At 66.3% G+C, this 20,863-nt stretch carries 20 protein-coding genes and 1 riboswitch; of the genes, 5 read left to right on the plus strand and 15 right to left on the minus strand.

What is annotated here, in order from left to right:
* Positions 1 to 62: 62 nt before the first annotated feature.
* Positions 63 to 1,373 carry a cobyrinic acid a,c-diamide synthase CobB gene (locus AC1RRE_RS03115; RefSeq protein WP_492979622.1) on the minus strand — a complete coding sequence of 437 codons (1,311 nt, stop codon included), beginning with the start codon at positions 1,371 to 1,373 and terminating at the stop codon, positions 63 to 65.
* Complete coding sequence (gene cobA / locus AC1RRE_RS03120; protein ID WP_492979624.1) at positions 1,355 to 2,176, minus strand: uroporphyrinogen-III C-methyltransferase; 822 nt, start codon at positions 2,174 to 2,176, stop codon at positions 1,355 to 1,357. Before cobA ends, AC1RRE_RS03115 begins: the two co-directional genes overlap by 19 nt.
* A gap of 63 nt (positions 2,177 to 2,239) precedes the next feature.
* On the opposite strand from cobA, the gene AC1RRE_RS03125 reads away from it, so the two are divergent.
* Positions 2,240 to 3,019: a cobalt-precorrin-6A reductase gene (locus AC1RRE_RS03125; protein WP_492979625.1), complete on the plus strand. Its 780-nt coding sequence runs from the start codon at positions 2,240 to 2,242 to the stop codon at positions 3,017 to 3,019.
* Here AC1RRE_RS03125 and cobM read toward each other — a convergent pair.
* The 10 genes from cobM to cobW are packed head-to-tail and all read right to left on the minus strand — an operon-like array spanning position 3,016 to position 15,045.
* Positions 3,016 to 3,795, minus strand: coding sequence for a precorrin-4 C(11)-methyltransferase (gene cobM / locus AC1RRE_RS03130; RefSeq protein ID WP_492979627.1), 780 nt, complete (start codon positions 3,793 to 3,795; stop codon positions 3,016 to 3,018). The genes AC1RRE_RS03125 and cobM overlap by 4 nt on opposite strands.
* On the minus strand, positions 3,792 to 5,594 hold the full coding sequence (cobJ, locus tag AC1RRE_RS03135) for a precorrin-3B C(17)-methyltransferase (protein WP_492979628.1): 1,803 nt from the start codon (positions 5,592 to 5,594) through the stop codon (positions 3,792 to 3,794). The genes cobM and cobJ overlap by 4 nt, the downstream gene beginning before the upstream one ends.
* Positions 5,591 to 6,310, minus strand: a complete 720-nt coding sequence (gene cobI / locus AC1RRE_RS03140; RefSeq protein ID WP_492979629.1) for a precorrin-2 C(20)-methyltransferase — start codon at positions 6,308 to 6,310, stop codon at positions 5,591 to 5,593. The genes cobJ and cobI overlap by 4 nt, the downstream gene beginning before the upstream one ends.
* Positions 6,307 to 7,506, minus strand: coding sequence for a precorrin-6y C5,15-methyltransferase (decarboxylating) subunit CbiE (gene cbiE / locus AC1RRE_RS03145; RefSeq protein ID WP_492979630.1), 1,200 nt, complete (start codon positions 7,504 to 7,506; stop codon positions 6,307 to 6,309). The genes cobI and cbiE overlap by 4 nt, the downstream gene beginning before the upstream one ends.
* 4 nt (positions 7,507 to 7,510) lie before the next feature.
* Positions 7,511 to 8,146 carry a precorrin-8X methylmutase gene (locus AC1RRE_RS03150; RefSeq protein ID WP_492979631.1) on the minus strand — a complete coding sequence of 212 codons (636 nt, stop codon included), beginning with the start codon at positions 8,144 to 8,146 and terminating at the stop codon, positions 7,511 to 7,513.
* Entirely contained in the window at positions 8,143 to 9,159 is a 1,017-nt protein-coding gene (locus AC1RRE_RS03155) for a sirohydrochlorin chelatase (RefSeq protein ID WP_492979632.1), read from the minus strand. The genes AC1RRE_RS03150 and AC1RRE_RS03155 overlap by 4 nt, the downstream gene beginning before the upstream one ends.
* Before the next feature lie 23 nt (positions 9,160 to 9,182).
* Positions 9,183 to 9,566, minus strand: coding sequence for a RidA family protein (locus AC1RRE_RS03160; RefSeq protein ID WP_492979633.1), 384 nt, complete (start codon positions 9,564 to 9,566; stop codon positions 9,183 to 9,185).
* Positions 9,566 to 10,180, minus strand: a complete 615-nt coding sequence (gene cobO, locus AC1RRE_RS03165; RefSeq protein WP_492979634.1) for a cob(I)yrinic acid a,c-diamide adenosyltransferase — start codon at positions 10,178 to 10,180, stop codon at positions 9,566 to 9,568. The genes AC1RRE_RS03160 and cobO overlap by 1 nt, the downstream gene beginning before the upstream one ends.
* The gene (gene cobN / locus AC1RRE_RS03170) at positions 10,177 to 13,959 is read right to left on the minus strand and encodes a cobaltochelatase subunit CobN (protein WP_492979635.1); all 3,783 of its coding nucleotides are present in this window, start codon (positions 13,957 to 13,959) and stop codon (positions 10,177 to 10,179) included. The genes cobO and cobN overlap by 4 nt, the downstream gene beginning before the upstream one ends.
* A gap of 18 nt (positions 13,960 to 13,977) precedes the next feature.
* On the minus strand, positions 13,978 to 15,045 hold the full coding sequence (cobW, locus tag AC1RRE_RS03175; protein WP_492979636.1) for a cobalamin biosynthesis protein CobW: 1,068 nt from the start codon (positions 15,043 to 15,045) through the stop codon (positions 13,978 to 13,980).
* A 115-nt stretch (positions 15,046 to 15,160) separates the two neighbouring features.
* Positions 15,161 to 15,401: riboswitch (cobalamin riboswitch) on the minus strand.
* A gap of 120 nt (positions 15,402 to 15,521) precedes the next feature.
* On the opposite strand from cobW, the gene AC1RRE_RS03180 reads away from it, so the two are divergent.
* Both AC1RRE_RS03180 and AC1RRE_RS03185 read left to right on the plus strand, forming a co-directional pair.
* Positions 15,522 to 16,151: a HupE/UreJ family protein gene (locus AC1RRE_RS03180; protein ID WP_492979637.1), complete on the plus strand. Its 630-nt coding sequence runs from the start codon at positions 15,522 to 15,524 to the stop codon at positions 16,149 to 16,151.
* On the plus strand, positions 16,144 to 16,911 hold the full coding sequence (locus AC1RRE_RS03185; protein WP_492979638.1) for a sulfite exporter TauE/SafE family protein: 768 nt from the start codon (positions 16,144 to 16,146) through the stop codon (positions 16,909 to 16,911). The genes AC1RRE_RS03180 and AC1RRE_RS03185 overlap by 8 nt, the downstream gene beginning before the upstream one ends.
* Before the next feature lie 3 nt (positions 16,912 to 16,914).
* Here AC1RRE_RS03185 and AC1RRE_RS03190 read toward each other — a convergent pair whose 3' ends face one another.
* From AC1RRE_RS03190 to AC1RRE_RS03200, 3 genes are all read right to left on the minus strand, one after another.
* Positions 16,915 to 17,403: a hypothetical protein gene (locus AC1RRE_RS03190; protein ID WP_492979639.1), complete on the minus strand. Its 489-nt coding sequence runs from the start codon at positions 17,401 to 17,403 to the stop codon at positions 16,915 to 16,917.
* A gap of 22 nt (positions 17,404 to 17,425) precedes the next feature.
* Positions 17,426 to 17,956, minus strand: a complete 531-nt coding sequence (locus tag AC1RRE_RS03195) for a response regulator (protein ID WP_492979640.1) — start codon at positions 17,954 to 17,956, stop codon at positions 17,426 to 17,428.
* Positions 17,957 to 18,168: 212 nt separating this feature from the next.
* Positions 18,169 to 19,587: a penicillin-binding protein activator gene (locus AC1RRE_RS03200; protein ID WP_492979641.1), complete on the minus strand. Its 1,419-nt coding sequence runs from the start codon at positions 19,585 to 19,587 to the stop codon at positions 18,169 to 18,171.
* On the opposite strand from AC1RRE_RS03200, the gene rsmI reads away from it, so the two are divergent.
* The gene (rsmI, locus tag AC1RRE_RS03205) at positions 19,586 to 20,485 is read left to right on the plus strand and encodes a 16S rRNA (cytidine(1402)-2'-O)-methyltransferase (RefSeq protein WP_492979642.1); all 900 of its coding nucleotides are present in this window, start codon (positions 19,586 to 19,588) and stop codon (positions 20,483 to 20,485) included. The two genes, AC1RRE_RS03200 and rsmI, sit on opposite strands and share 2 nt — an antisense overlap.
* Positions 20,469 to 20,825 carry a YraN family protein gene (locus AC1RRE_RS03210; RefSeq protein WP_492979643.1) on the plus strand — a complete coding sequence of 119 codons (357 nt, stop codon included), beginning with the start codon at positions 20,469 to 20,471 and terminating at the stop codon, positions 20,823 to 20,825. The genes rsmI and AC1RRE_RS03210 overlap by 17 nt, the downstream gene beginning before the upstream one ends.
* Positions 20,826 to 20,863: the final 38 nt, after the last annotated feature.

Raw genomic sequence — 20,863 nt, forward strand, 5'->3', positions numbered from 1 at the left:
CGGCACCATGACGCCGGATGGTAGCAGCGCGCGACTCCCGCGCAATACCGTTCTGAACGCGGTTATTCCCGGTCGATCAGATGCAGATAGCTGCCGAATACACTGCCCATGCGGCAGCCCGTGGGGCCGAGATCGGCGCCGGTGGCATCCTGCGCCTGGAACAGCGCGGTGGCCGGTTCGGTCGGACTCATCTGGACGGAGTAATGGAACTCGTGACCGCGGAAGCGGCTGCCCTTCGGTCCCAGTGCCGTATCGGCCAGCGTGACGATGCGGCGATAGCCGAGCTGGCGCTTGCGGGTCTTGAAGCTGGTGATCACCGGCAGCAGGCCGGCCATGGCATGCGTACTGCCGTCGGCATCGGTCAGGCCCTGTCCCAGCAGCATGAAGCCGCCGCATTCGCCATAGATGGCGGCCCGGCGTTCGGCGGCGGCACGCAGGCCCTGCATCAGGCCGTGGTTTGCGGCCAGTTTTGCGGCATGCAGTTCGGGATAGCCGCCCGGCAGGAAGATCGCATCTGCCCCTGCTGGCGGCACGCCGTCATGCAGGGGCGCAAAGAAGGTCAAGTCCACGCCCTGCTCGCGCCAGCCCTGCAGCAGATGCGGATAGGCAAAGGCGAAGGCCTGATCATGCGCGATGGCGATATGCTGGCCGAGCGGTGGCAACGGCCGTAGCGTGGCGCCGGGATCGACGGCCAGCGGCTGCAGCAGCGTTTCAAGCGCCGCGCGATCCAGATGGCGATGCAGCCAGTCGGCAGCGCGATCGAGAAAGAGGTCGAGATCCCTGTACTCGCCGGCCTGCACCAGACCGAGATGACGGCTGGGCAGGGTCAGGTCGTCCTGCGGCGGCAGCACGGCCAGCACCGGCATGTTGATCTTTGACAGCGCGTTGCGCAGCAGGGTTTCGTGGCGCGGCGTGGCCACGCGGTTGAGGATGACGCCGGCAACCGTGACATCGCTGCGGAAGCTGCGGAAGCCATGCACCAGCGCGGCGGCCGACTGGCTTTGGCGCGCGGCATCCATCACCAGGATCACCGGCAGGTTCAGATGCGCGGCCAGATCGGCGGTCGAGCCCTCGCCATTGGCGGCACCGTCGAACAGCCCCATCACGCCTTCGATGATGGCAAGCTCAGTGGCCTCGGCGCCGGCGCGGATCACGCCGGCCATGCTGTCGCGGCGCATGGCATAGGGATCGAGATTGTAGCAGGGGCGGCCGGCGCCGGCGGCGCGATGGAAGGCGCCGTCGATATAGTCCGGCCCGGTCTTGAAAGCGGTCACGACGCGGCCTTCGCGGTTCAGCAGCCGCAGCAGCGCCAGCGTGACGGTCGTCTTGCCGCTGCCCGATGCGGGCGCGGCGATTACGACGCCGCTTGGCATGAGTCTGACGCGGGCAGCATGGCCTGCAGGTCGCTGCGGCCGAACAGCGCATGCAGGCTGACCACCTCGCCCACCACGAACAGGGCGGGCGGTTCGAACTGTGCATCCGCTGCATCCTGCACCACGCGGCCGAGCGTGGTGGTCAGCACGCGCATCTGTGGCAGTGTGGCGTGACTGACCAGCGCGGCCGGGCGATCCTCGGCCAGACCGGCATGACGCAGCTTGGCCACCAGGATATCCAGATGCTTCATCGCCATGTAGATCACCAGCACCGGTGAGGCGCGCACCATGGCGGCCCAGTCGACGCTTTCCGGCACCTCGCCGCTGGCGTTATGCCCGGTCAGGAAGGTGACGCAGGAGTTGGTGTCGCGATGGGTGAGCGGAATGCCGGCATAGGCCAGTCCGCCGATGCCGGCCGAAATGCCGGGGATGATGCGGAACGGAATACCGGCATCGCGCAAAGAGAGTGCCTCTTCTGCGCCACGGCCGAAAACAAAAGGATCGCCGCCTTTCAGCCGCAGCACGCGTTTGCCCTGACGCGCCAGTTCGACCAGCCGTTCGGAAATATCGCGCTGCTTCGGCGAGGGCTTGCCGCCGCGCTTGCCGGCGTATTCAAGGATGGCATTGGGGCGGGCGCAGCGCAGGATGGTGTCGCCGACCAGCGCGTCATAGACCACCACATCGGCCTGGTTCAGCGCATTCACCGCATGCAAGGTCAGAAGTCCCGGATCGCCGGGCCCGGCGCCGGCGAGCCAGACCTGGCCGGGCGGAAAAACGGGCATGTCGAGCGCAGGCAGTTGCATGGCCGGAAGGGTACACCGCGTGGCCGCCGGTGTATACTTCGCGCCCGATGACGATGTTTTCACATGACAACCGGTCAGGACGATCCCATGGCGCGCCAGCGTAACCTGCTGCTGCTCGGCGGCACCACGGAAGGGCGACGGCTGGCGCGCGAGCTGGAGGGGCATCCGAAAATCCGCTGCATCTCCTCACTGGCGGGCCGCACGGAAAATCCGGAAAAACCGCCGGGCGAATGCCGCATCGGCGGGTTCGGTGGCGTGCAGGGTCTGATCGACTATCTGGCGACGGAAAAGATCGACCTAGTTCTGGATGCCACGCATCCTTTCGCGGGCCAGATGGCGCGCCATGCTGCCGAAGCCTGCGCGGTGCTGCGTGTGCCGCGCGCCAAGCTGGTGCGGCCGCCCTGGGGCGCCTCGCCCGGCGACCGCTGGACCATGATACCCGATGTTGCGGCGGCGGCGGCCTATCTGCGCGTCCATCCGGCGCGTCGCATCTTCCTCACGCTGGGCCGGCAGGATCTCGCGCCATTCGTGCCACTCAACGAGACGCGCCACTGGTTCCTGATGCGCATGGTAGATCCGCCTGCTGCCGACACCGCCGTGCCAGCAGGTGAGGTGGTGCTGGAGCGCGGGCCATTCACGCCCGATGACGAAAAGGCGTTGATGCAGAAGCATGGCATCGATCTGCTGGTGACCAAGAATGCCGGCGGTGCGGCGGGCAAGATCGCTGCCGCTGCCGAACTGGGCATTCCCGTCCTGATGATCGAACGCCCGCCGCTGCCGCCGGGCGAGCAGCTGGACTCGGTCGGCGCCGCGCTGGGCTGGATCAACATCAACGCGGTTTAGATTTTCTTTTTCTTCGTCTTGCCCGGGCGCAGCACATGCACGTGGCGAGGATCATACAGCGCGCTGTCGCTGAAATCGGCATGCTCGTCCAGCACGCGCCCGACCAGGATCAGCGCCGTGCGGGTGATTTTCGCCGCGCGCACCTTCGCCGCGATATCCGAAAGCTGGCCGCGGATGATCTCCTGATCCGGCCAGGTGGCGCGCACCACCACGGCGACCGGGCAGTCCGCGCCGTAATGCGGCGTCAGCTCCTCGATCACATGCTTCATGTTGCGGATCGACAGGTGGATCGCCAGCGTTGCTTTCGTCTTGCCGAAATTGGCCAGCGTCTCGCCGGCGGGCATGTCCGACGACTTCATCGCCGTGCGGGTCAGGATCACACTCTGCGCCACATCGGGCAGGGTCAGTTCGGTTTGCAGGATCGCGGCGGCGGCGGCGAAGGCCGGCACGCCGGGCGTGATCGTGTAGGGAATATCCAGGCGTTTAAGGCGGCGGATCTGTTCGGCGATGGCGCCATAAAGCGACGGATCGCCCGAATGCACGCGCGCCACATCCAGGCCCTTGTCATGGGCAGCGGTGATCTCGGCCATGATCTCATCGAGGTTCAGCGGCGCGGTGTCGATCACGCGTGCCTTTTTCGGCGCCAGCGCCACGATCTCCTTGGGCACCAGCGAGCCGGCATAGAGACAGACCTTGCAGGCCTTGATCAGGGCCGCGCCGCGCAGCGTGATCAGGTCGGGTGCGCCGGGGCCGGCACCGATGAAATGCACGGTCATGCGTCGAACTTCTTCTCATAGCCGCGCGGCGTATAGGCGAAGCGGCGGCCGTCCGGCAGCGCTATCGCCCGGCTGGCGCTACTGCCGACCAGCACCACGGTCAGCATGTCGACCGCCTCGATGTCGAGCGCGGCTAGTGTCGTCAGGGTGATGCGTTCGCCTTCGCGGCCGAGGTTGCGTGCCAGCACCACTGGTGTGTCCTGCGGGCGATGCAGCAGCAGGATGTCCTTTGCCATGGCCAGCTGCGTGCGGCGGCGCTGCGACACCGGATTGTAGAAGGCGATGACGAAATCGGCTTCGGCCGCGGCCCTGATGCGCTGAAGGATGGCCTCCAGCGGTGTCAGCAGGTCGGACAGCGAGATGGTGCAGAAGTCATGACCGAGCAGCGCGCCGGATTTTGCCGCCGCGGCTTGTAAAGCAGAGATACCGGGAGAGACCTGCACAGACAGCCGCTGCCAGTCTTTGCGGTCCGGCTCCTTTTCCAGCAGCGCGAAGACCAGCGTCGCCATGGCATAGATGCCGGGATCGCCAGAGCAGACCAGCGCCACGCGCTTGCCCTGGGCTGCAAGATCAAGGGCCGCGCGCACCCGCAGCTCTTCCTCACCCAGTTCATAGCGGTGCAGTGTCTTGCCGACGGCCAGGTCGGGATAGAGATCGAGATAGAGGCCATAGCCGACCCAGTCGGTCGCATCTGCGAGGGATATGCGTGCTTCCGGCGTCAGCCATTGCGCATCGCCCGGACCGGTGCCCACGACGTGCAATTCGCCGCGCATTGCACCACGCGAGGCACCATCGAAGGGCAACGGTGCCTGGGCAAAGGCGCAGGTGGCACGGTCGGATTTCTGCTTCGGAACAATCAGCGTCGCATCCGGTCCGGCGGCGGCCAGCGCCGCGCCCTCCGATACGCCATGCACGCCGACCTCGGTGAAAACGGTCTCGGAGGGATTGGCCAGCCGTGAGGTTTCGGCCTCCAGGGTTGCGGCATCGAAGACGCGGAAGGGTACGCCAAACCATTTCGCCAGTTCATGCATGGCCGGTTCGTCGGCCTTCAGGTCCAGCGAATAGATGCCGGCGATGCTGTCGCGGGCGATACCGTTTGCGTCGAGCGTCGACTGCACCAGCCGGATCAGCTCGACCGGCCTGGCATTGCGCTCGCAGCCCACGCCGATCGCCACATTGCGCGGATGATAGATCAGGTGATTGGCATTGCCCTCGATGGCCTTGTGGGTCACCTCGATCACCAGCGTGCCATCCTCGCGGATCGGCAGACTGCTGTCGGCCAGCCAGGGTGCCTCGCCGATAATGCGGATACCGGTGCCACGCAGAAGATTGGCCATCAGGCCTTTCGCGTCATCGGGATTGGCCAGCGTGTAGCCTTCGGGCGGTTCGTCCAGCCCGAGGCCGAAGGCCAGATCGCCAGCCGTGGTGATGGCGGCGATGCCCTGCAGCACACTGGCGATGCGGCGCGAAAGGAGATTGGCGCCGTGATGACCACCCAGCAGCGGCACGACGCTGGAGCCATCGGTGGCCACCGCGATCAGCGGTGGTTCGGTCTGCTTGTCGCTCACCACCCTGGCCACGGCACGGATCAGGATGCCGGCGGCGCAGATGCCGATCACCGGCCGGCCGGCCGCAAAGAGCTGCGCGATGGTGTCGGTGGGCTTGCCGATAGGCAGGGCATGCACCAGCGCCGCATCATCGGGCGCATAGACATCCCAGGCCGGAAACGCCGTCATCAACGCCTGCGCCACGCCGCGGGCATTGGGCGTCAGCAGTACCAGCGCGGGTTTTCCGCTCACGACTGGAACTCCATGAAATGTCGATCGCCCTGCTTGTGGATGAGGATCATGGCAAAATACGGGATGCTCTGCGGGTCGACATCCTTCAGTGGCAGGATGCGCTGTTCGGTCATGGTGGCACGTTCGATATATTGCGCGCGGTCGGTCAGACCAAGCTGTTGCAGCAGCGCCACGATGCGCGGGCCATGACGGCCGAGCTTCAGGATCGCGGCGGCATCGGTATGCAGCAGCTTCTGCGCAATGGTCTCGTCATCCAGCGGCGCCGGAATCACGGTCAGCACGTCGTTGCGCGACACCAGCGGATGTTTGAGTGCGGCAGCGCAGGCGTTCAGCGACGACACGCCGGGCACGACTTCCACCGGGAAGCGCTCGGCCAGCCGGCCGAACAGATACATGAACGAGCCATAGAGGAAGGGGTCGCCTTCGCATAGAACGGCAATATTCCGTCCCTGCAACAGGTGAGCAGCCAGATCACTGGCGGCCTGGTCGTAGACGGTCTGCGCGGGAAAACGCGCCACGGTGAGCGGCATGCGGATGGCCAGCTCGATCTGACCGCCCTTCAGATGCGGCGCGATGATGCGCCGCGCCAGACTGTCGCCGGTTTCCGGTGCCGGATAAGCCACGACATCTGCAGACTGCAGCAGCCGTAGCGCCTTCAGCGTGATCAGCTCGGGGTCGCCCGGGCCGATGCCGAGACCATAAACGGTACCATTCATTCCTTGACCGCACTCCACTGGGTGACCGGAAACATCGCGTGCCAGCCATGGAAGCGGCCGACAGGCTCGGCGCGCTGCACGGAAAAGCGGGCGAGGTCGCCGCCATGGGTCTGGCGCGCCTCCGTCAGCAGGCTTTCGCCTTCCAGCGTGACGACATTGGCCACGATACGCCCACCGGGCTTGAGTGCGTCCCAGCAGCGCGCGATCACGCCCTCGGCGGTGACGCCGCCGCCGATGAAGATGGCATCGGGTTCGGGTAGGCCATCGAACACCTCCGGCGCACGGCCTTCGCGGATATCCAGTGTCGGCACGCCAAGCTGCACGGCATTCTGCGCGATCATATTGCGGCGCGAACCCTTGTCCTCGATGGCGATGGCGCGGTTGCGACTATCGGCGCGCATCCATTCGATCGAGATCGAGCCCGAGCCGGCGCCGACGTCCCAGAGCAGGTCGCCGGGGAAGGGCGACAGCCGGGCCAGCGTCATGGCGCGGATTTCGCGCTTGGTGATGTTGCCGTCGTGCAGATAGAGGTCGTCTTCCAAACCGGCGAGGCGGGTGAGTCCCGGCCCGTCATGCAGCTGCAGCGCGATGGTGTTGAGATCGGCGCAGGGCCCATGCGGCCAACCCTTGGCGCGGCCGTGCAGAAGATTTTCTTTCTCGCCGCCCAGATGTTCCAGCACAGTGATCTCGGCGGAGCCGAAGCCGCGTTTGTCGAGCCAGGCGGCAAGCTTGGCCGGCATCGCGCCGTTTTCACTCAGGATCAGCAGGCGTGCGCCGGGATGCAGATGCACGGCCAGCAGGTCAAGCGGGCGGCCATGAAGCGTCAGGCAGGTCACCGCATCGAGCGGCCAGAGCAGCTTCGCCGCCGCCAGCGCAAACGCACCCGGATGGCTGACGGCGATCATCTCGCTGGCCGGGACGCGTTTGGCGAGCGTCGCACCGATGCCGAACCACATCGGATCGCCGCTGGCCAGCACGCAGGTGCGGCGGCCTTTATGCTCCATGATGCGGTCGGCCTGATCCAGCAGCGGCGAGGTCCAGGCGATGCGCTGCTGCCCGTCGCGTGGCGGTGCCATCGCCAGATGACGCTCGCCGCCGATCAGCAGATCGGCCGACTCCACCAGCGTGCGGGCAGCCGGGGTCAGACCCGCCAGGCCGTCCTCGCCGATACCGACCACCGATAGCCAGGCTGTCATTATGTCAGGGCTCCCATGCGGCCAGGGCGTTGATGGCGGCTGCCGCCATGGCGCTGCCGCCGCGCCGTCCCTTCAGTGTCGCATAAGCCACGCCCTTGGGCGACGCCTCGATCAGCGCCTGCTTGGATTCTGCCGCGCCGACGAAGCCGACCGGGAAGCCGAGGATGGCCGCCGGGCGTGGCACGGCTTCATCCTGCAGCAGTTCCAGCAGGCGGAACAGCGCGGTCGGCGCATTGCCGATGACGACAACGGCACCCTCCAGATGCGGCACCCAGAGTTCGACCGCGGCGGCCGAACGGGTGATCTGCTTCTGCTGGCCGATCGCGCGGGCCTCGGGGGTGTTGAGGAAACTCAGCACACGATTGTCGGCCGGCAGGCGCGAACGGATCACGCCATAGGCCACCATGTCGACATCGCTCAGGATCGGCCTGCCGGCATGCAGCGCGCCATGCACGGCCTGCGGCAGGCCCTCGGTCCAGACCAGGTCGGGCAGGATTTCCGGCATGGCGCAGGCATGGATCAGGCGCAGCGCCAGCTCGTCGATGCCCGCCGGCAGGTGGCCCAGATCGACCTCCTTGCGGATCAGGTCGAAGCTGAGGCGATAGATCGCATCGGGATCGCGCAGGTAATCGTAGGTCATTTCACAAGCGTCTTCGGACCATGCGGATGGTCGGCATGCGGATAGGGGTGGTGGCCATGATCATGATGGGCATGGTCATGGCCGTGATGATCGTGGCTGTGGCTGTGGCTGTGGCCAGAGCCGATGCCTTCCACATGATGATGATGGCTTTCCTGGGCCAGGCCGACCTCGTCTTCGAAGCCGAGCACCTGTGCGCGGTATTTGCACATCTGGCAGTTCATGTTGTTGGTGCCGCCGAGTATCTCCTGCAGGCGATCTTCAAAGACTTCCAGCACCAGCGGATGGTCGTTCAGGTAGCCGGCCTTGATGAATTCGATGCCGGCATGGTTCGCCGCTGCCTCGTCGACGGCGCTGTAGATGCGCTCGACCAGGATGCCGGTGAACAGGAAATAGGGAAAGACAATGACGCGCCTGTAGCCGAGCTTCGCCACATGCGCGAGCGAGGGCTGCACCAGCGGGAAGGTCACGCCGGAATAGGCGGTCTCGCCCCAGCCGAAGCCGAAGCCTTCCCACAGCAGGCGCATGACCTTGGCCACATTGGAATTGGCGTCGGGATCGGAGGTGCCGCGGCCCACGACGACCAGACAGGTCTCATGCCGCGGCACGTCATTGCCGGCGGCATCCAGTGCCTGCTGAACGCGGTCGCCGGCGGCGCGCAGCATCTTCAGGTCGATGCCCAGGTCGCGGCCATAGGTGATGGTGACGTCGTCATGCTCGGCCTGATAGCGGTTGAGCACGCTCGGGATATCGTTCTTGGCATGGCCGGCAGCGAACAGCATGCCGGGCAGTGCGAGTATCCGCGTGTTGCCCTTGGCGCGCAGGGCGTCCAGGCCGTCGCGGATGATCGGTGTGGCGAATTCCAGAAACCCGTAATCGACGTCGTATTGCGGCAGGCGCCGCTTCATATGTTCGGCCAGCGCCTTGAACTCGGCCACCGCGCGCGCGTCGCGGCTGCCATGGCCGCACAGCATGACGGCGGTTTTCTCGAAGGCGGATTTCTCAAGCGAAAACATGGGGCGGTGGTGTCCTGAATCCGTCAGGCCATGGCGATGGCTTCGATCTCCAGCAGCCATTCCGGCAGGAGGGTCGAGGCCACGATGGCGCTGGAGGCGAATTTTCGGTCGCCGATCATGTCGTTGCGGACCTGACGGTTGGCCTGCAGGTATTTGTGGTCACTGAGGAAGATCGTGGTTTTGACGAGGTTGTCGAAGCTCATGCCGGCGTCCTGCAGGATGCCTTCGATGTTGCGCCAGCAGTTGCGGGCCTGGCTTTCGAAATCCTTCGGGATGGTGCCATCCTTGTCGGCAGGAATCTGGCCGCTGATGAACAGCATGCGCTGGCCGCCGGTGACCAGAACGCCATGGGCATAGTTGCCGACGGGCGGCGCGACGCTGGCGGGATTGATCAGGGTCTTTTCCATCAGAACTCGATTCCCTTTTGTGCCTTCACGCCGGCCTGGAACGGATGCTTGATCTCGGTCATTTCCGTCACCAGATCGGCAGCCTCGATCAACTCCGGCTTGGCGTTGCGGCCGGTCACCACGATGTGGAGTTTCGGGTCGCGGGCCTTCAGCGTCTCCACCACATCGGCCAGATCGAGATAATCATAGCGCAGCACGATGTTCAGTTCATCGAAGACCAGCATGTCATATTGCGGGTCCGCGATCATGCGTTTGGCCTCGGCCCAGGCTTCGGTGGCGGCGCGGATGTCGCGGGCGCGGTCCTGGGTATCCCAAGTGAAGCCTTCGCCCATCGCCTTGATGGTCACCTGGTCGGGGAACATCTCCAGCACCGGGCGTTCGCCGGTCTGCCACTTGCCCTTGACGAACTGCACGATGCCGATGCGGAAGCCGTTGCCGATGGCGCGCATCACCAGACCGAAGGCGGCGGTGGATTTGCCCTTGCCCTTGCCGGTATGGACCATGAGCAGGCCCTTCTCGATAGTCTTTTCGGCCAGCACGCGCGCCTTCACTTCCTGGCGCTTCTTTGCCTTTTCATTGGCGCGTGCGTTGAGGTCATCATCAGCGGTTGTCATGCAGCCCGCATCCTTTCCAGCAGATCGGCGGCGGAATTGGCCTGCGGCCGCCACAGGCCGCGCCGGATCGCCTCCGAAAAGCGCTCGGCAATCTCGCGCGCCGCCGCCGGATTGTTGATCTCGATGAAATGCCGCGTATCCGGATCGGCCAGATAGGCATCGTACAGCGCATCGAACTGGTGGTCGCGCACCAGCCCCGTGGTGGCGGCGAAGGCGAACAGGTAATCCACGGTGGCGGCGATCTCGAAGGCACCCTTGTAGCCATGGCGCTTCACGCCATCGATCCATTTCGGATTGGCGGCGCGGCCGCGCACCACGCGCGCGATCTCTTCCTCCAGCCGGCGGATGCGCGGTGCTTCGGGGCGCGAATGATCATTGTGATAGGCCGTGGGCGCCGCGCCGGAAACAAATTGAACAGCCGCCACCGCGCCGCCCTCGAACTGGTAATAGTCGTCGGAGTCCAGCAGGTCGTGTTCGCGGTTGTCCTGATTCTGCACCACGGTGTCGATGACGCCGAGCCGCCGGGTGAAGCCGTCCTTGGCCTCCACGCCTTCCGCATCGCCGCCATAGGCATAGGCGCCCCAGGCGATATAGGCCTTGGCCAGATCGGCGGCCTCGTTCCAGCCGCCCTGGTCGATCAGCGCCTGCAGCCCGGCACCATAAGCGCCCGGCTTGGCGCCGAAGATGCGATAGCCGGCGCGGCGTCTGGCGTCATCCTCGGTCAGACCGCGTGCCATCATGGCTTCCACTTCGTCGCGGAAGCGTGCCGCCAGCGGATTGAGCTCGGGCGGTTCATCCAGCATCTGCACGGCGCGGATGGCGGCATCGAACAGCGTCAGCTGTGCCGGGAAGGCATCGCGGAAAAAGCCGCTCACCTTCAGGGTCACGTCGATGCGCGGACGATCCAGCAGGTCGAGCGGCACAATCTCGAAGCCGGTGACGCGGCCCGATGCGGTTTCCCATGTCGGTCGTGCGCCAATCAGCGCTAGCGCCTGCGCGATATCGTCGCCGCCGGTGCGCATGTTGGCGGTGCCCCAGGCATTGAGCAGGATGGCGCGCGGCCATTCGCCATGATCCTGGCGATGGCGCTGCAGCAGCGCATCGGCCGACTGCCAGCCCAGCGTCCAGGCGGTCGGCGTCGGCAGGCTGCGCGCATCCAGCGAGAAGAAGTTGCGTCCCGTCGGCAGCACTTCGGGCCGGCCACGCGTCGGTGCGCCGCTCGGGCCCGGCGGCACGAAGCGGCCATCCAGGCCCAGCAGCAGGTTCTCGATCTCGGCGCGACCGCAGGCCAGCACGCTCGGCCGCAGGCGATAGTCGATTTCGTTCAGCACGGCCTGCGTCGCGGTCCAGGTCTCTTCCGGCATGCGGCGGTCGCCGACCAGCTGCTTGGCCAGCAGTTCCAGCCGCTCGATGGTGTCGCCGTTGCTGCGCCAGTAGCCGTCGGAGACAATCTCCTCCAGCACGGCGGGGCGTGCGCCGGTCCATTCGGATACGTAATCGGTGGTCAGCGGATCGAAATCGAGGCCGAGATCGGCACTCAAGGCGCGCAGCACGGAAGCCTGTCCATCTTTTCCGTTGCCGCGCGGCAGCCGCACCAGTGCCACCAGCAGGTCGACCAGCTGTTCGCCATGGGGCTTCACGCCATAGACATGCAGACCGTCGCGGATCTGCAGTTCTTTCAGGTCGCAGAGATGGTTGTCGAGCTTCAGCAGCGCCTGTTCGGTCGGTTCGCCCGGCTGGATGTCGCAATCGGCATCCAGACCCAGCCGGCGCGCCTCATCGATGATGCGCTCGGCCAGCAGCGGCAGGCGGCGGCGATCAAGGCCGGCAGCCTCGTAATATTCATCGATCAGTTGTTCCAGCGCGGACAAATCGCCGTAGATTTCGGCGCGCGTCAGCGGCGGCGTCAGATGCGACAGGATCACCGCCGATGTGCGGCGCTTCGCCTGCGTGCCTTCGCCCGGATCGTTGACGATGAAGGGATAGAGCTGCGGCACAGGCCCGAACACTACTTCGGGGAAGCAGGCATCGCTCAGGGCCAGCGCCTTGCCGGGCAGCCATTCCAGATTGCCATGCTTGCCGCAATGGATCACCGCATCGGCGCCGAAGCTTTCGCGCAGCCAGGCATAGGCGGCCAGATAATTGTGCGGCGGCACCAGGTCGGGATCGTGATAGCTGCGCGAGGGATCAATGTTGTAGCCGCGCGCCGGCTGGATCATCACCGCGACATTGCCCAGCGGCAGCACCGGCAGGGTGAAGCCGCTGCCATCAGGTCCGTCATGCAGCAGCGGATCGGCTTCGGCATCGCCCCAGCGCGTCTGCACGGCCTGCTGTACGGATGCCGGCAGGGTTTCGAAGAAGCGGCGATACAGCGCCAGCGGATAGGTGGCGCGAATCCGGCGGCCGGCCGCGCGGGCGAAATCGTTGGTGACGCCTTCCTGCAGCGCCTCGATCAGGCGGTTGCCGCTGACCGGCAGGGCGTTCAGCTCATAGCCGGCGTCCTTCATGGCGCGCAGGATTTCCACCACGCTCTGGGGCGTGTCCAGCCCGACGCCGTTGCCGATGCGGCCGTCGCGGTTCGGATAATTGGCCAGCACCAGCGCCACCTTGCGCTCGGCGGGCGCCAGCCGCGCCAGCCGCGACCAGGCGGAGGCCAGTTTTGCCACATAGAGGCAGCGTTCGGGCATCGGCTGCATGCGCACGATGCTGCATTCGGTGCGCGTATCGAAGGTGGCTTCTGCCTTGAAGGCGACGGCGCGGGTCATGATGCGGCCATCGATCTCGGGCAGCGCCACGGCGATGGCAAGATCGCGCGCATTCAGGCCGCGCGTGCCGGTCATCCAGTCCTCGCGCGGGCCCGAGGCGAACACCACCTGCAGCACCGGGCAGTCGCATTGCCCGAGCGGATCTTCGTTCTGCGGTCCGCCATTCGGGCTGGCGCCATTGGGATTGCCGATGGCGAAGCTGGTGGTGTTGAGGATGACGTCGGGCAGCGCCTGGTCCAGCATGGTGCCGACCAGATCGGCCGACAGCCTGTCCTTCAGGCTGGTGACATAGATGGGCAGCGGATGCAGGCCCTCGGCGCTCAAGGATTCGATCAGCGCATCGACGGCGGCGATGTCGCCGGCCTGCATCAGCGCGCGATAAAAGACGATGGCGCAGATCGGGTGCGGCGCACCGCGATGCGTCGCGGCCCAGGCATGGCGCAGCGTATCCAGGTCGGGATCGGGCAGGCCGGGCCAGTAGAGACCGGCGGCCGGCAGCGGTCGCGCCGGCGGCGGGTCTTCGGCGCGGCCGATGATCGATGCGGCGTAGCGCAGCGCGTTGCGCAGGTTCTCGATGCCGCCTTCACGGAAATAGCTGAAGAGTTCGGCGCGGGTTTCGTCGGTGACGGTGGAGAAGCCGTCGAGACCCGGATCAGCCTGGCGGTCGCCGGGCAGGAAGGCCAGCGCGATGCCTTTGGCGCGACAGATGTCGCTCAGGCGCTCGACGCCATAGGCCCAGTAGCTCTGGCCGCCCAGCAGCCGCACGATCACCAGCTTGGCCTGCGCGATCACGCTCTCGACATAGAGGTCGACGGCATAAGGATGGCCAAGCTGCAGCAGGTTGGCCAGGCGCAGGGTCGGGAAGTCATCGGTCAGCGCGGCGCAGGCGCTGCTCAGGGCCGCCAGTTCGGAATCGGCGGCGCTCAGCACCACGATCTCGCCCGGCGACTGCCGCAGGTCGACAGCGCCATCCGCTGTCGCCGTGCCGCCGGGTATGGCATTGAGCAGATGCAAGGGGCCGCCTTTATCCGGTCAAGCGGCGAGGAGCGCGGCGCGGATCGCCGCCTCGTCGAGGCCGGCGCGGCCGATCACCACCAGACGGGTGGTGCGCGCTTCCGTGCCGCTCCAGTCGCGGTCGTAGTAATGCGACAGACGCGCGCCCACGCCCTGCAGCACCAGCCGCATGGTCTTGCCGGCGACGGCGACAAAGCCCTTCACCCGCAGGATGTCGTGTTCGGCGATCACCGGCAGCAGGCGATCCAGCAGCGCATCGGGGCTGCCCTGTTCGGGCAGGGTGAGCGCGAAGCTGAAGAAATCCTCGTGATCGTGATCGTCTTCATTGTCGTGATGCGACTTGCGTGCGGCGATATCGTCCTCGGCCGCCGCATGCAGGCCCAGCAGGATATCGGCGGCGATCTCGCCCCTGGAAATCGCCAGCGTTTTCACGCCGCTGCGCAGATGCGCGCCGATCTCGGCCCGCACATTGTCCAGCGCGCCGTCGTCCAGCAGGTCGGTCTTGTTCAGCAGCACCAGATCGGCGCAGCCGAGCTGGTCCTCGAACAGTTCCTCCAGCGGATTGTCATGATCCAGATTGGGGTCGGCGGCACGCTGGGCGGCGAGGGCGTCTTCATCATCGGCAAAACGCCCTTCGGCCACGGCGGCTGCATCCACCACCGTCACCACGCCGTCCACGGTGGTGCGGTTTTTGATGCCGGGCCAGGCAAAGGCCTGAACGAGAGGTTTCGGCAAGGCGAGACCGGAGGTCTCGATCACGATATGCGTCGGCGGATTGGGCCGGTCGAGCAGCTTCTGCAGCGTGGGCAGGAAATCATCGGCAACCGTGCAGCACAGGCAGCCATTGGCCAGCTCGACGATATCGTCTTCCGTGCAGTCGGGCGCGCCACAGCTTTTTAGCAGGTCGCCGTCGATGCCGACTTCGCCGAACTCGTTGACGATCAGCGCGATGCGCCGGCCCTTGGCGTTGGTGATGAGGTGACGGATCAGCGTGGTCTTGCCGGCGCCGAGAAAACCGGTGACGACGGTTGCCGGAATCTTGGGGGCGGGAATTTTTGCCGTGCTGGTCTTCGCGTTCGTCTGCATGTTCTAGCGTCCTGATCCTGTGACGCCGACGCGGACAGGCTTTGGCCGATCCCGCCTTCGGAGGGGCGCAGAATGGCACAGGCCGGCTGCCGGCACACCCCGTCCGACATGTCCGCTTCGACTGAAGCCGATGGCAGGTCTCCGGGCTCGCGGGTTATCGCGGTCAACGCGCCTTCCCGGACCGTCATGCTGGTCCAGTGGCTTGTTGCGTGCCGCTCGCCGCCTACCGTAGCGGGGGCTGCCGCGGTTTTCGGAGTTGTACAGAAACCTGCACAGGAATCCGGCACCGCGTTCCCTTTTCATCGCCGCACTGCCCGTCAAAGGCGGCTTGGCGAACCATCGCGGCGGACCGTAAGCCCCGGGTATGCTCTTGTCAAACCAGGGTCCGGCTTGTCAAACGCGACCGGCTTGGGGCACAAAGGAGCGGGTGGTTCGCACGCGCATGATTGAGGGCGCGCATCATACAAGAGGTCGCCATGTCGTTCAGGTCCAAGCTCGGTCAGTCCATTCTGCCGGTCCTTTTTCTGGCGAGCATCGCCCTGCTTTGTGCAGTACCGGCTGCCCTGGCCCATCCGGGTCATCCCGGCGGTGAGCCTGCGGCGAGCGGTTTCGCGGCCGGCTTCGCGCATCCCTTTGGCGGTTTTGATCATCTGATGGCCATGCTGGCCGTCGGCCTCTGGGCTATCCAGCAGTCTGCGGCGCAGCCGCGTGCACTCTGGCTGCTGCCGGCCAGCTTCATCACCGCCATGGCCGCGGGTTTTGGCCTTGGCCTGACCGGTGTCGCTCTGCCCGGCGTCGAGGCCGGCATCGCGCTGTCGGTGCTGCTGCTCGGCCTGATCGTCGCCTTTGCCGCGCGTCCGCCGCTGCCTGCCGCCATGGCCGTCACCGCGCTGTTCGCGCTGTTCCATGGCCATGCCCATGGCACCGAAATCGCCGATCCGTCGCAGGCGCTGGTCTATGCCGGCGGCATGGTGCTGGCGACCGCGCTGCTGCATGGCTTCGGCCTGGTGGCCGCGCGTCTGGCCCAGCAGCTCAATCTGTCGGTGCTGACCCGCGCCGCCGGTGCCGCCGTGGCGCTGGCCGGCATCGTCATCCTGGTTGGCTGACACCCTTTTCAGTTTCCTGACCGAGCCGCGTTACTGGGCCGTCGCCGGCGCAGCAGCGCTGGCCGGTCTGGTGCGCGGCTTTTCCGGCTTCGGCGGCGCCATGATGTTCATGCCGATCGCCGGGCTGCACTACGAGCCCAAGCTCGCTGCCATCCTGCTCTACATCGCCGATGATCTCGCGGCCCTGCCCCTGTTGCCCGATGCGCTGCGCCGCTGCGTGTGGCGCGAGGTGCTGCCGCTGGGCCTGAGCGCCGTGGTCGCCGTGCCGTTCGGCGTGGCGCTGCTGGTGATCGCCGATGCGGATGTGATGCGCTGGACGATCTGTATCCTGATTCTTCTCGCGGTCGGCATGATGGCGGCCGGCTGGCGCTATCGCGGCCGCCTCAGCCTGCCCGCCACCCTGGGCACCGGCGCACTCGCCGGATTGAGCGGCGGCGCGGCGGCGCTGCCGGGTCCGCCGGTGGTGCTGCTTTGGCTCGGTGGCCAGAGCGAGGCGGCGACCGTGCGCGCCAATCTGGTGGTTTTCTTCGGTTTCACGGCGGTAGCCTCAGGCGTGGCCTATTGGTGGAATGGCCTGTTCACCGCGGAAAGCCTGCTGATGTCGCTGCCGCTGATCCCGGCCTATCTGCTGCCGCTGCAGCTGGGCAGCCGGCTGTTTGCGCGCTCCAGCGAGCGGCAGTTCCGCATGATGGCGTTGCTGCTCTGCGCTTTTGCCGCGCTCAGCGGCTTGCCGCTGTGGCGCATGCTGTTCGCAGGCTGACGATCAGGTCTTGTGGGCTTCCATCGCCTGGCGCAGGGCCTGCAGCAGCTCGGCCTCGACCTTGGTGCCATAGCCCTGAATCTGCTGACCCATCACCACATACAGCGCATCGATCTGCGCCGCGATGATGTCGAGCTGGATCGGGCTGGGCGCGCCCATATCCCTGGTGAAGTCGTTCAGCGATTTGGCGAAGGCGGTCAGCAGCGGATACTTGAACATGCCGCCCATGCCCTTGATATCCAGCGACAGCGAGCGGATCGCCTGCATCGCCTGATCGACGGCATGGTTCATCGCCACGTCTTCCAGCGCGGCGCGCAACTGTCGGAGCTTCTCGGCGATTTCCTGGCTGAAACTGTCGGTGGCTTTTTCCACCACCTCTTCCAGCCGGCGCAACTCCGCAGGCTCCAGCTTGAGGCGGAAGCCTTTCTTGAAGTTGACCGCCTTGCGACGCAGGTCCTGCTGCGGCGGAGTGAAAACCGGCTTCTTTGCCATTGGTCTGAATAGGGCCGGTCGATCAGTTCATGTCGATGCGGCGTTCGGGGCCGCCATATTCGGCGATCCTGCGGCGGCGGCGATCGGGGCCGTAATACTCGCCTACGCGGACGAACTGGCGCGGCCGCGCGACGGCGGCGACCAGGCGGGTGTAGAAGCCGTTCACGGTGTAGGGCTTGGCGACGAATTCCGAGACGCCGCAGTCGCGGGCGCGGCAGACATACTCTTCTTCCGAATTGGCGGTCATCATCACGACCGGCATCATGCGGTTGGGCGAGGCGGCATCATTGCGCACCCATTGCACGATATCCATGCCGGTGCGGCCGAGCTTTTCCTGGCCCAGCGCCCATTCGGTGATCATCATGTCGGTGCGGCCGAGCCGCAGGATGTTGGTGGCGGTGTCAAAGTCGCGGGCGCGATCGATGTACTGGGCATCCAGCATCATCAGCACATCACGCACCATCTGGCCCATCAAACGGTTCGGCTCGACGACCAGAAAACTGATCTTCGAGAAATCAATACGCTCATGGTCAACCATGCTGTCTTCGCTCACTGCTAGTATCCCCCCTGCCTAGGGCCGCAAAAACACTACTAGAAACAAATCCCGAGCAAAAGCGCGTTACAGTAGTATTAGAGTATTAGGGGTCGTAGCACGGGGGCTTAGCAGGTGCGGGATTATTTATTGGTAATCAGAGAATCCCAACTCATCTCTGGGCGAAGTAACGCGAAGTTCAACCTTCGGGCGGGGTCTCGCCGGGGAACCGGTTAATTTGCGGGCGGCTGGAAGCTGGCCGGGGCCTTGTCGATCACCCGGCTGCCGCGGCGCTGGATTTCCAGCACGGCCAGGCCGCGTTGCACCAGCCCGTCGCTGCGGAACCGGAAAATCCCGTCATAGCCGGCAAAACCGTCCGGGTTGGTCATCGCGGCATCGCTGAACATATCGGTGCCGGCCGGGCCGCGGGCCAGGATGCCGACCAGGGCGGTGGCATCATAGGACAGGCTGGCCAGGCGCGGCGGCCGGCGGCCGAAGCCCTGCTCGAAACGGCGGGCGAATTCGGCAAACCCTTCCGGGGCCGGGCCTGCATACCAGCCGCCGACCAGGGCCGGTTCGCTGCCCAGCGCGGGATCGTCCCACAGGCCGGTGCCGAGGAAGCGCGTGGCGCGCGGGTCGATGTCGAAGAAGGGCAACAGGGGCGCCAGGGCGCGCAGGCGTGCGCCGCCCTCGGGCAGTAGCAGGGCATCCACCGGTCGCGGCAGGTTGGGATCGACGCCGTCCACCGGCGGATCCTCCAGGCTGCGGGCCGGCAGGGCGCGGAGCGAGGCGGCGAAGCGCCGCACGATCGGGGTCAGGTCGGGCGTGTCGCCGGGATAGCGGTCCTGCTTCAGAAGCTGCGTGCCGGTCTGGCTGGCGGCGCTTTCGGCCGCTTGCGCCACGGCGGTGCCATAGGCGGAATCCGGCGCCAGCAGCGCCAGCCGCGTCATGCCCTTGCCGCGCGCATAGGCGACCACGCGTTCGATCTGCTGGTCCGGCGTGAAGCCGAGCAGGAAAACGCCACCGCCGGCCACGCTGCGGTCGGTGGAGAAGCTGAGCACCTTCACATTGCGCAGGCGGGCGACCGTCGCCACAGCCGCGGTTTCATTGGCAAATAGCGGCCCCACGATGACCTGCGCGCCTTCGGCGATCACCTGGTTGGCGGCGATGGCGGCCTTCTCGGGCGACCCTTCGGTATCGCGCGGCACCAGCAGCAGGCGGTCGTCGGCCAGATCGAACAGCGCCAGCTGGGCGGCGTCGAACAGGGCGCGGCCCAGCGCGGCGTTCGGCCCGCTCAAGGGAACCAGGAAACCGATCCGGATCGCATCGACGCTGGGCGGGCGCAAGGCCGGCGCCGAGGGCATCGGCAGGGTCTCGATCGCCACCGACGGCGTCGCGGCCGGCAGAAGTGCCGGTTGCGCCGGTCCGGCAGGAACTGTATTCGCTTGGGTCTGGACGGGTGCGCCGGGCGAGGGCGCCACACGTTGCGGCGCACCGGCCCCAGGCACCACGCGCTCGATCAGGCCGGGCAGGCCGCCCTGACTGCCGCTGCCGCTCTGGCAAGCGGTCAGAATCATGACTGGCAGCAGCAGGATAGACACGGCCGAAAGGCCGGCCTTAAGGTAACGCACGCAGCTCATTGCAACGCTCATGACAGACCCGATCCAGCCGCTGCCCGACAATCTTGGGGTCGATGCGGCGCAATTCACTCCCGGCTTATATCTGGTGGCTACCCCCATCGGCAACGCCGCCGACATCACGTTGCGCGCCCTGGCTTTGCTCCGCCGCGCCGATCTGGTGGCCTGCGAAGACAGCCGCGTGAGTGGCCCGCTGCTGAAACGATACGGCATCGGCACCCCGCTCTTCCCATATCATGAGCATAATGCGGCGAAAGTGCGACCCCAGTTGATCGGCAAACTGCAGGCCGGCGCCGTGGTGGCGCTGATTTCCGATGCCGGCACGCCGCTGATCAACGATCCCGGCTACAAGCTGGTGCGGGACTGCATCGCGGCCGGCGTGGCTGTCACGGCTCTGCCCGGGGCGTCGGCGGTGCTGACCGGCCTCAGCCTGTCCGGCCTGCCCAGCGACCGCTTCCTGTTCGCGGGCTTCCCGCCGCCGAAAGAGGCCGCCCGCCTCAAATGGCTGGCCGAGCTGAAATCCGTCCGCGCCACGCTGGTGCTGCTGGAAGGCCCGCAACGCCTGGCCGACAGCCTGGCCAGCATGGCCAGCGTCTTCGGGCCGCAGCGCGAGGCTGCGGTGGCGCGCGAGCTGACCAAGAAATTCGAGGAAGTGCGACGCGGCCCGCTGGCCGAACTGGCGGCGCATTATGCCGAACACGGACCGCCCAAGGGCGAGATCACGCTGGTGATCGGTCCGCCGCCGGAGGATGCCTCAGAGGCCACCGCCGACGATCTGGACACCGCGCTGCGCGCGGCGATGGCACGCCTGCCGCTGCGCCAGGCCGTCGACGAGGTGGCCACCGTGCTCAATCTCGCCCGCAAGCCGGTCTATGCAAGAGCGCTGGAATTACGGGATGACGACAACGGATAGCCGGCACCGGCGTGGCCGGCAGGGCGAGGCCTGGGCGGTGTGGTGGCTGCGCCTGCAGGGCTATCGCATCCTGGCGCGCAACTGGCGGCATCCCTTGGGTGAAATCGACATCCTGGCCCGGCGCGGCCGCCTGCTGGTTGCCGTGGAAGTGAAGGCGCGTGACACTTACATGCAGGCGGCCGAGGCGATACGCCTGCAGCAGCGCCATCGCATTGCCAATGCGGCTGCGGTATTCTTGGGCCAGCAGCCGGATGCGGCGATTCTGTCGCTGCGGTTCGATGCGATGCTGCTGGTGCCGCGCCGCTGGCCGTATCATATCCGTGATGCCTGGCGACTGTAGTGGCCGGCCCTGTGACGATCGACTGACTGACCGGGAGA

This window comes from Ferrovibrio sp. GW821-FHT12D07 (genome assembly GCF_058807275.1).

Excerpts from the sequence above, each read along its gene's own strand:
- AC1RRE_RS03210 (WP_492979643.1), top strand. The coding sequence starts at position 20,469 with ATGACGACAACGGATAGCCGGCACCGGCGTGGCCGGCAGGGCGAGGCC.
- AC1RRE_RS03155 (WP_492979632.1), bottom strand. The coding sequence starts at position 9,159 with ATGTTTTCGCTTGAGAAATCCGCCTTCGAGAAAACCGCCGTCATGCTG.
- AC1RRE_RS03200 (WP_492979641.1), bottom strand. The coding sequence starts at position 19,587 with ATGAGCGTTGCAATGAGCTGCGTGCGTTACCTTAAGGCCGGCCTTTCG.
- AC1RRE_RS03125 (WP_492979625.1), top strand. The coding sequence starts at position 2,240 with ATGACAACCGGTCAGGACGATCCCATGGCGCGCCAGCGTAACCTGCTG.
- cobI (WP_492979629.1), bottom strand. The coding sequence starts at position 6,310 with ATGAATGGTACCGTTTATGGTCTCGGCATCGGCCCGGGCGACCCCGAG.
- cobM (WP_492979627.1), bottom strand. The coding sequence starts at position 3,795 with ATGACCGTGCATTTCATCGGTGCCGGCCCCGGCGCACCCGACCTGATC.
- cbiE (WP_492979630.1), bottom strand. The coding sequence starts at position 7,506 with ATGACAGCCTGGCTATCGGTGGTCGGTATCGGCGAGGACGGCCTGGCG.
- cobW (WP_492979636.1), bottom strand. The coding sequence starts at position 15,045 with ATGCAGACGAACGCGAAGACCAGCACGGCAAAAATTCCCGCCCCCAAG.
- AC1RRE_RS03180 (WP_492979637.1), top strand. The coding sequence starts at position 15,522 with ATGTCGTTCAGGTCCAAGCTCGGTCAGTCCATTCTGCCGGTCCTTTTT.
- cobO (WP_492979634.1), bottom strand. The coding sequence starts at position 10,180 with ATGACAACCGCTGATGATGACCTCAACGCACGCGCCAATGAAAAGGCA.
- cobA (WP_492979624.1), bottom strand. The coding sequence starts at position 2,176 with ATGCAACTGCCTGCGCTCGACATGCCCGTTTTTCCGCCCGGCCAGGTC.
- AC1RRE_RS03190 (WP_492979639.1), bottom strand. The coding sequence starts at position 17,403 with ATGGCAAAGAAGCCGGTTTTCACTCCGCCGCAGCAGGACCTGCGTCGC.
- rsmI (WP_492979642.1), top strand. The coding sequence starts at position 19,586 with ATGACAGACCCGATCCAGCCGCTGCCCGACAATCTTGGGGTCGATGCG.
- AC1RRE_RS03150 (WP_492979631.1), bottom strand. The coding sequence starts at position 8,146 with ATGACCTACGATTACCTGCGCGATCCCGATGCGATCTATCGCCTCAGC.
- AC1RRE_RS03115 (WP_492979622.1), bottom strand. The coding sequence starts at position 1,373 with ATGCCAAGCGGCGTCGTAATCGCCGCGCCCGCATCGGGCAGCGGCAAG.
- AC1RRE_RS03160 (WP_492979633.1), bottom strand. The coding sequence starts at position 9,566 with ATGGAAAAGACCCTGATCAATCCCGCCAGCGTCGCGCCGCCCGTCGGC.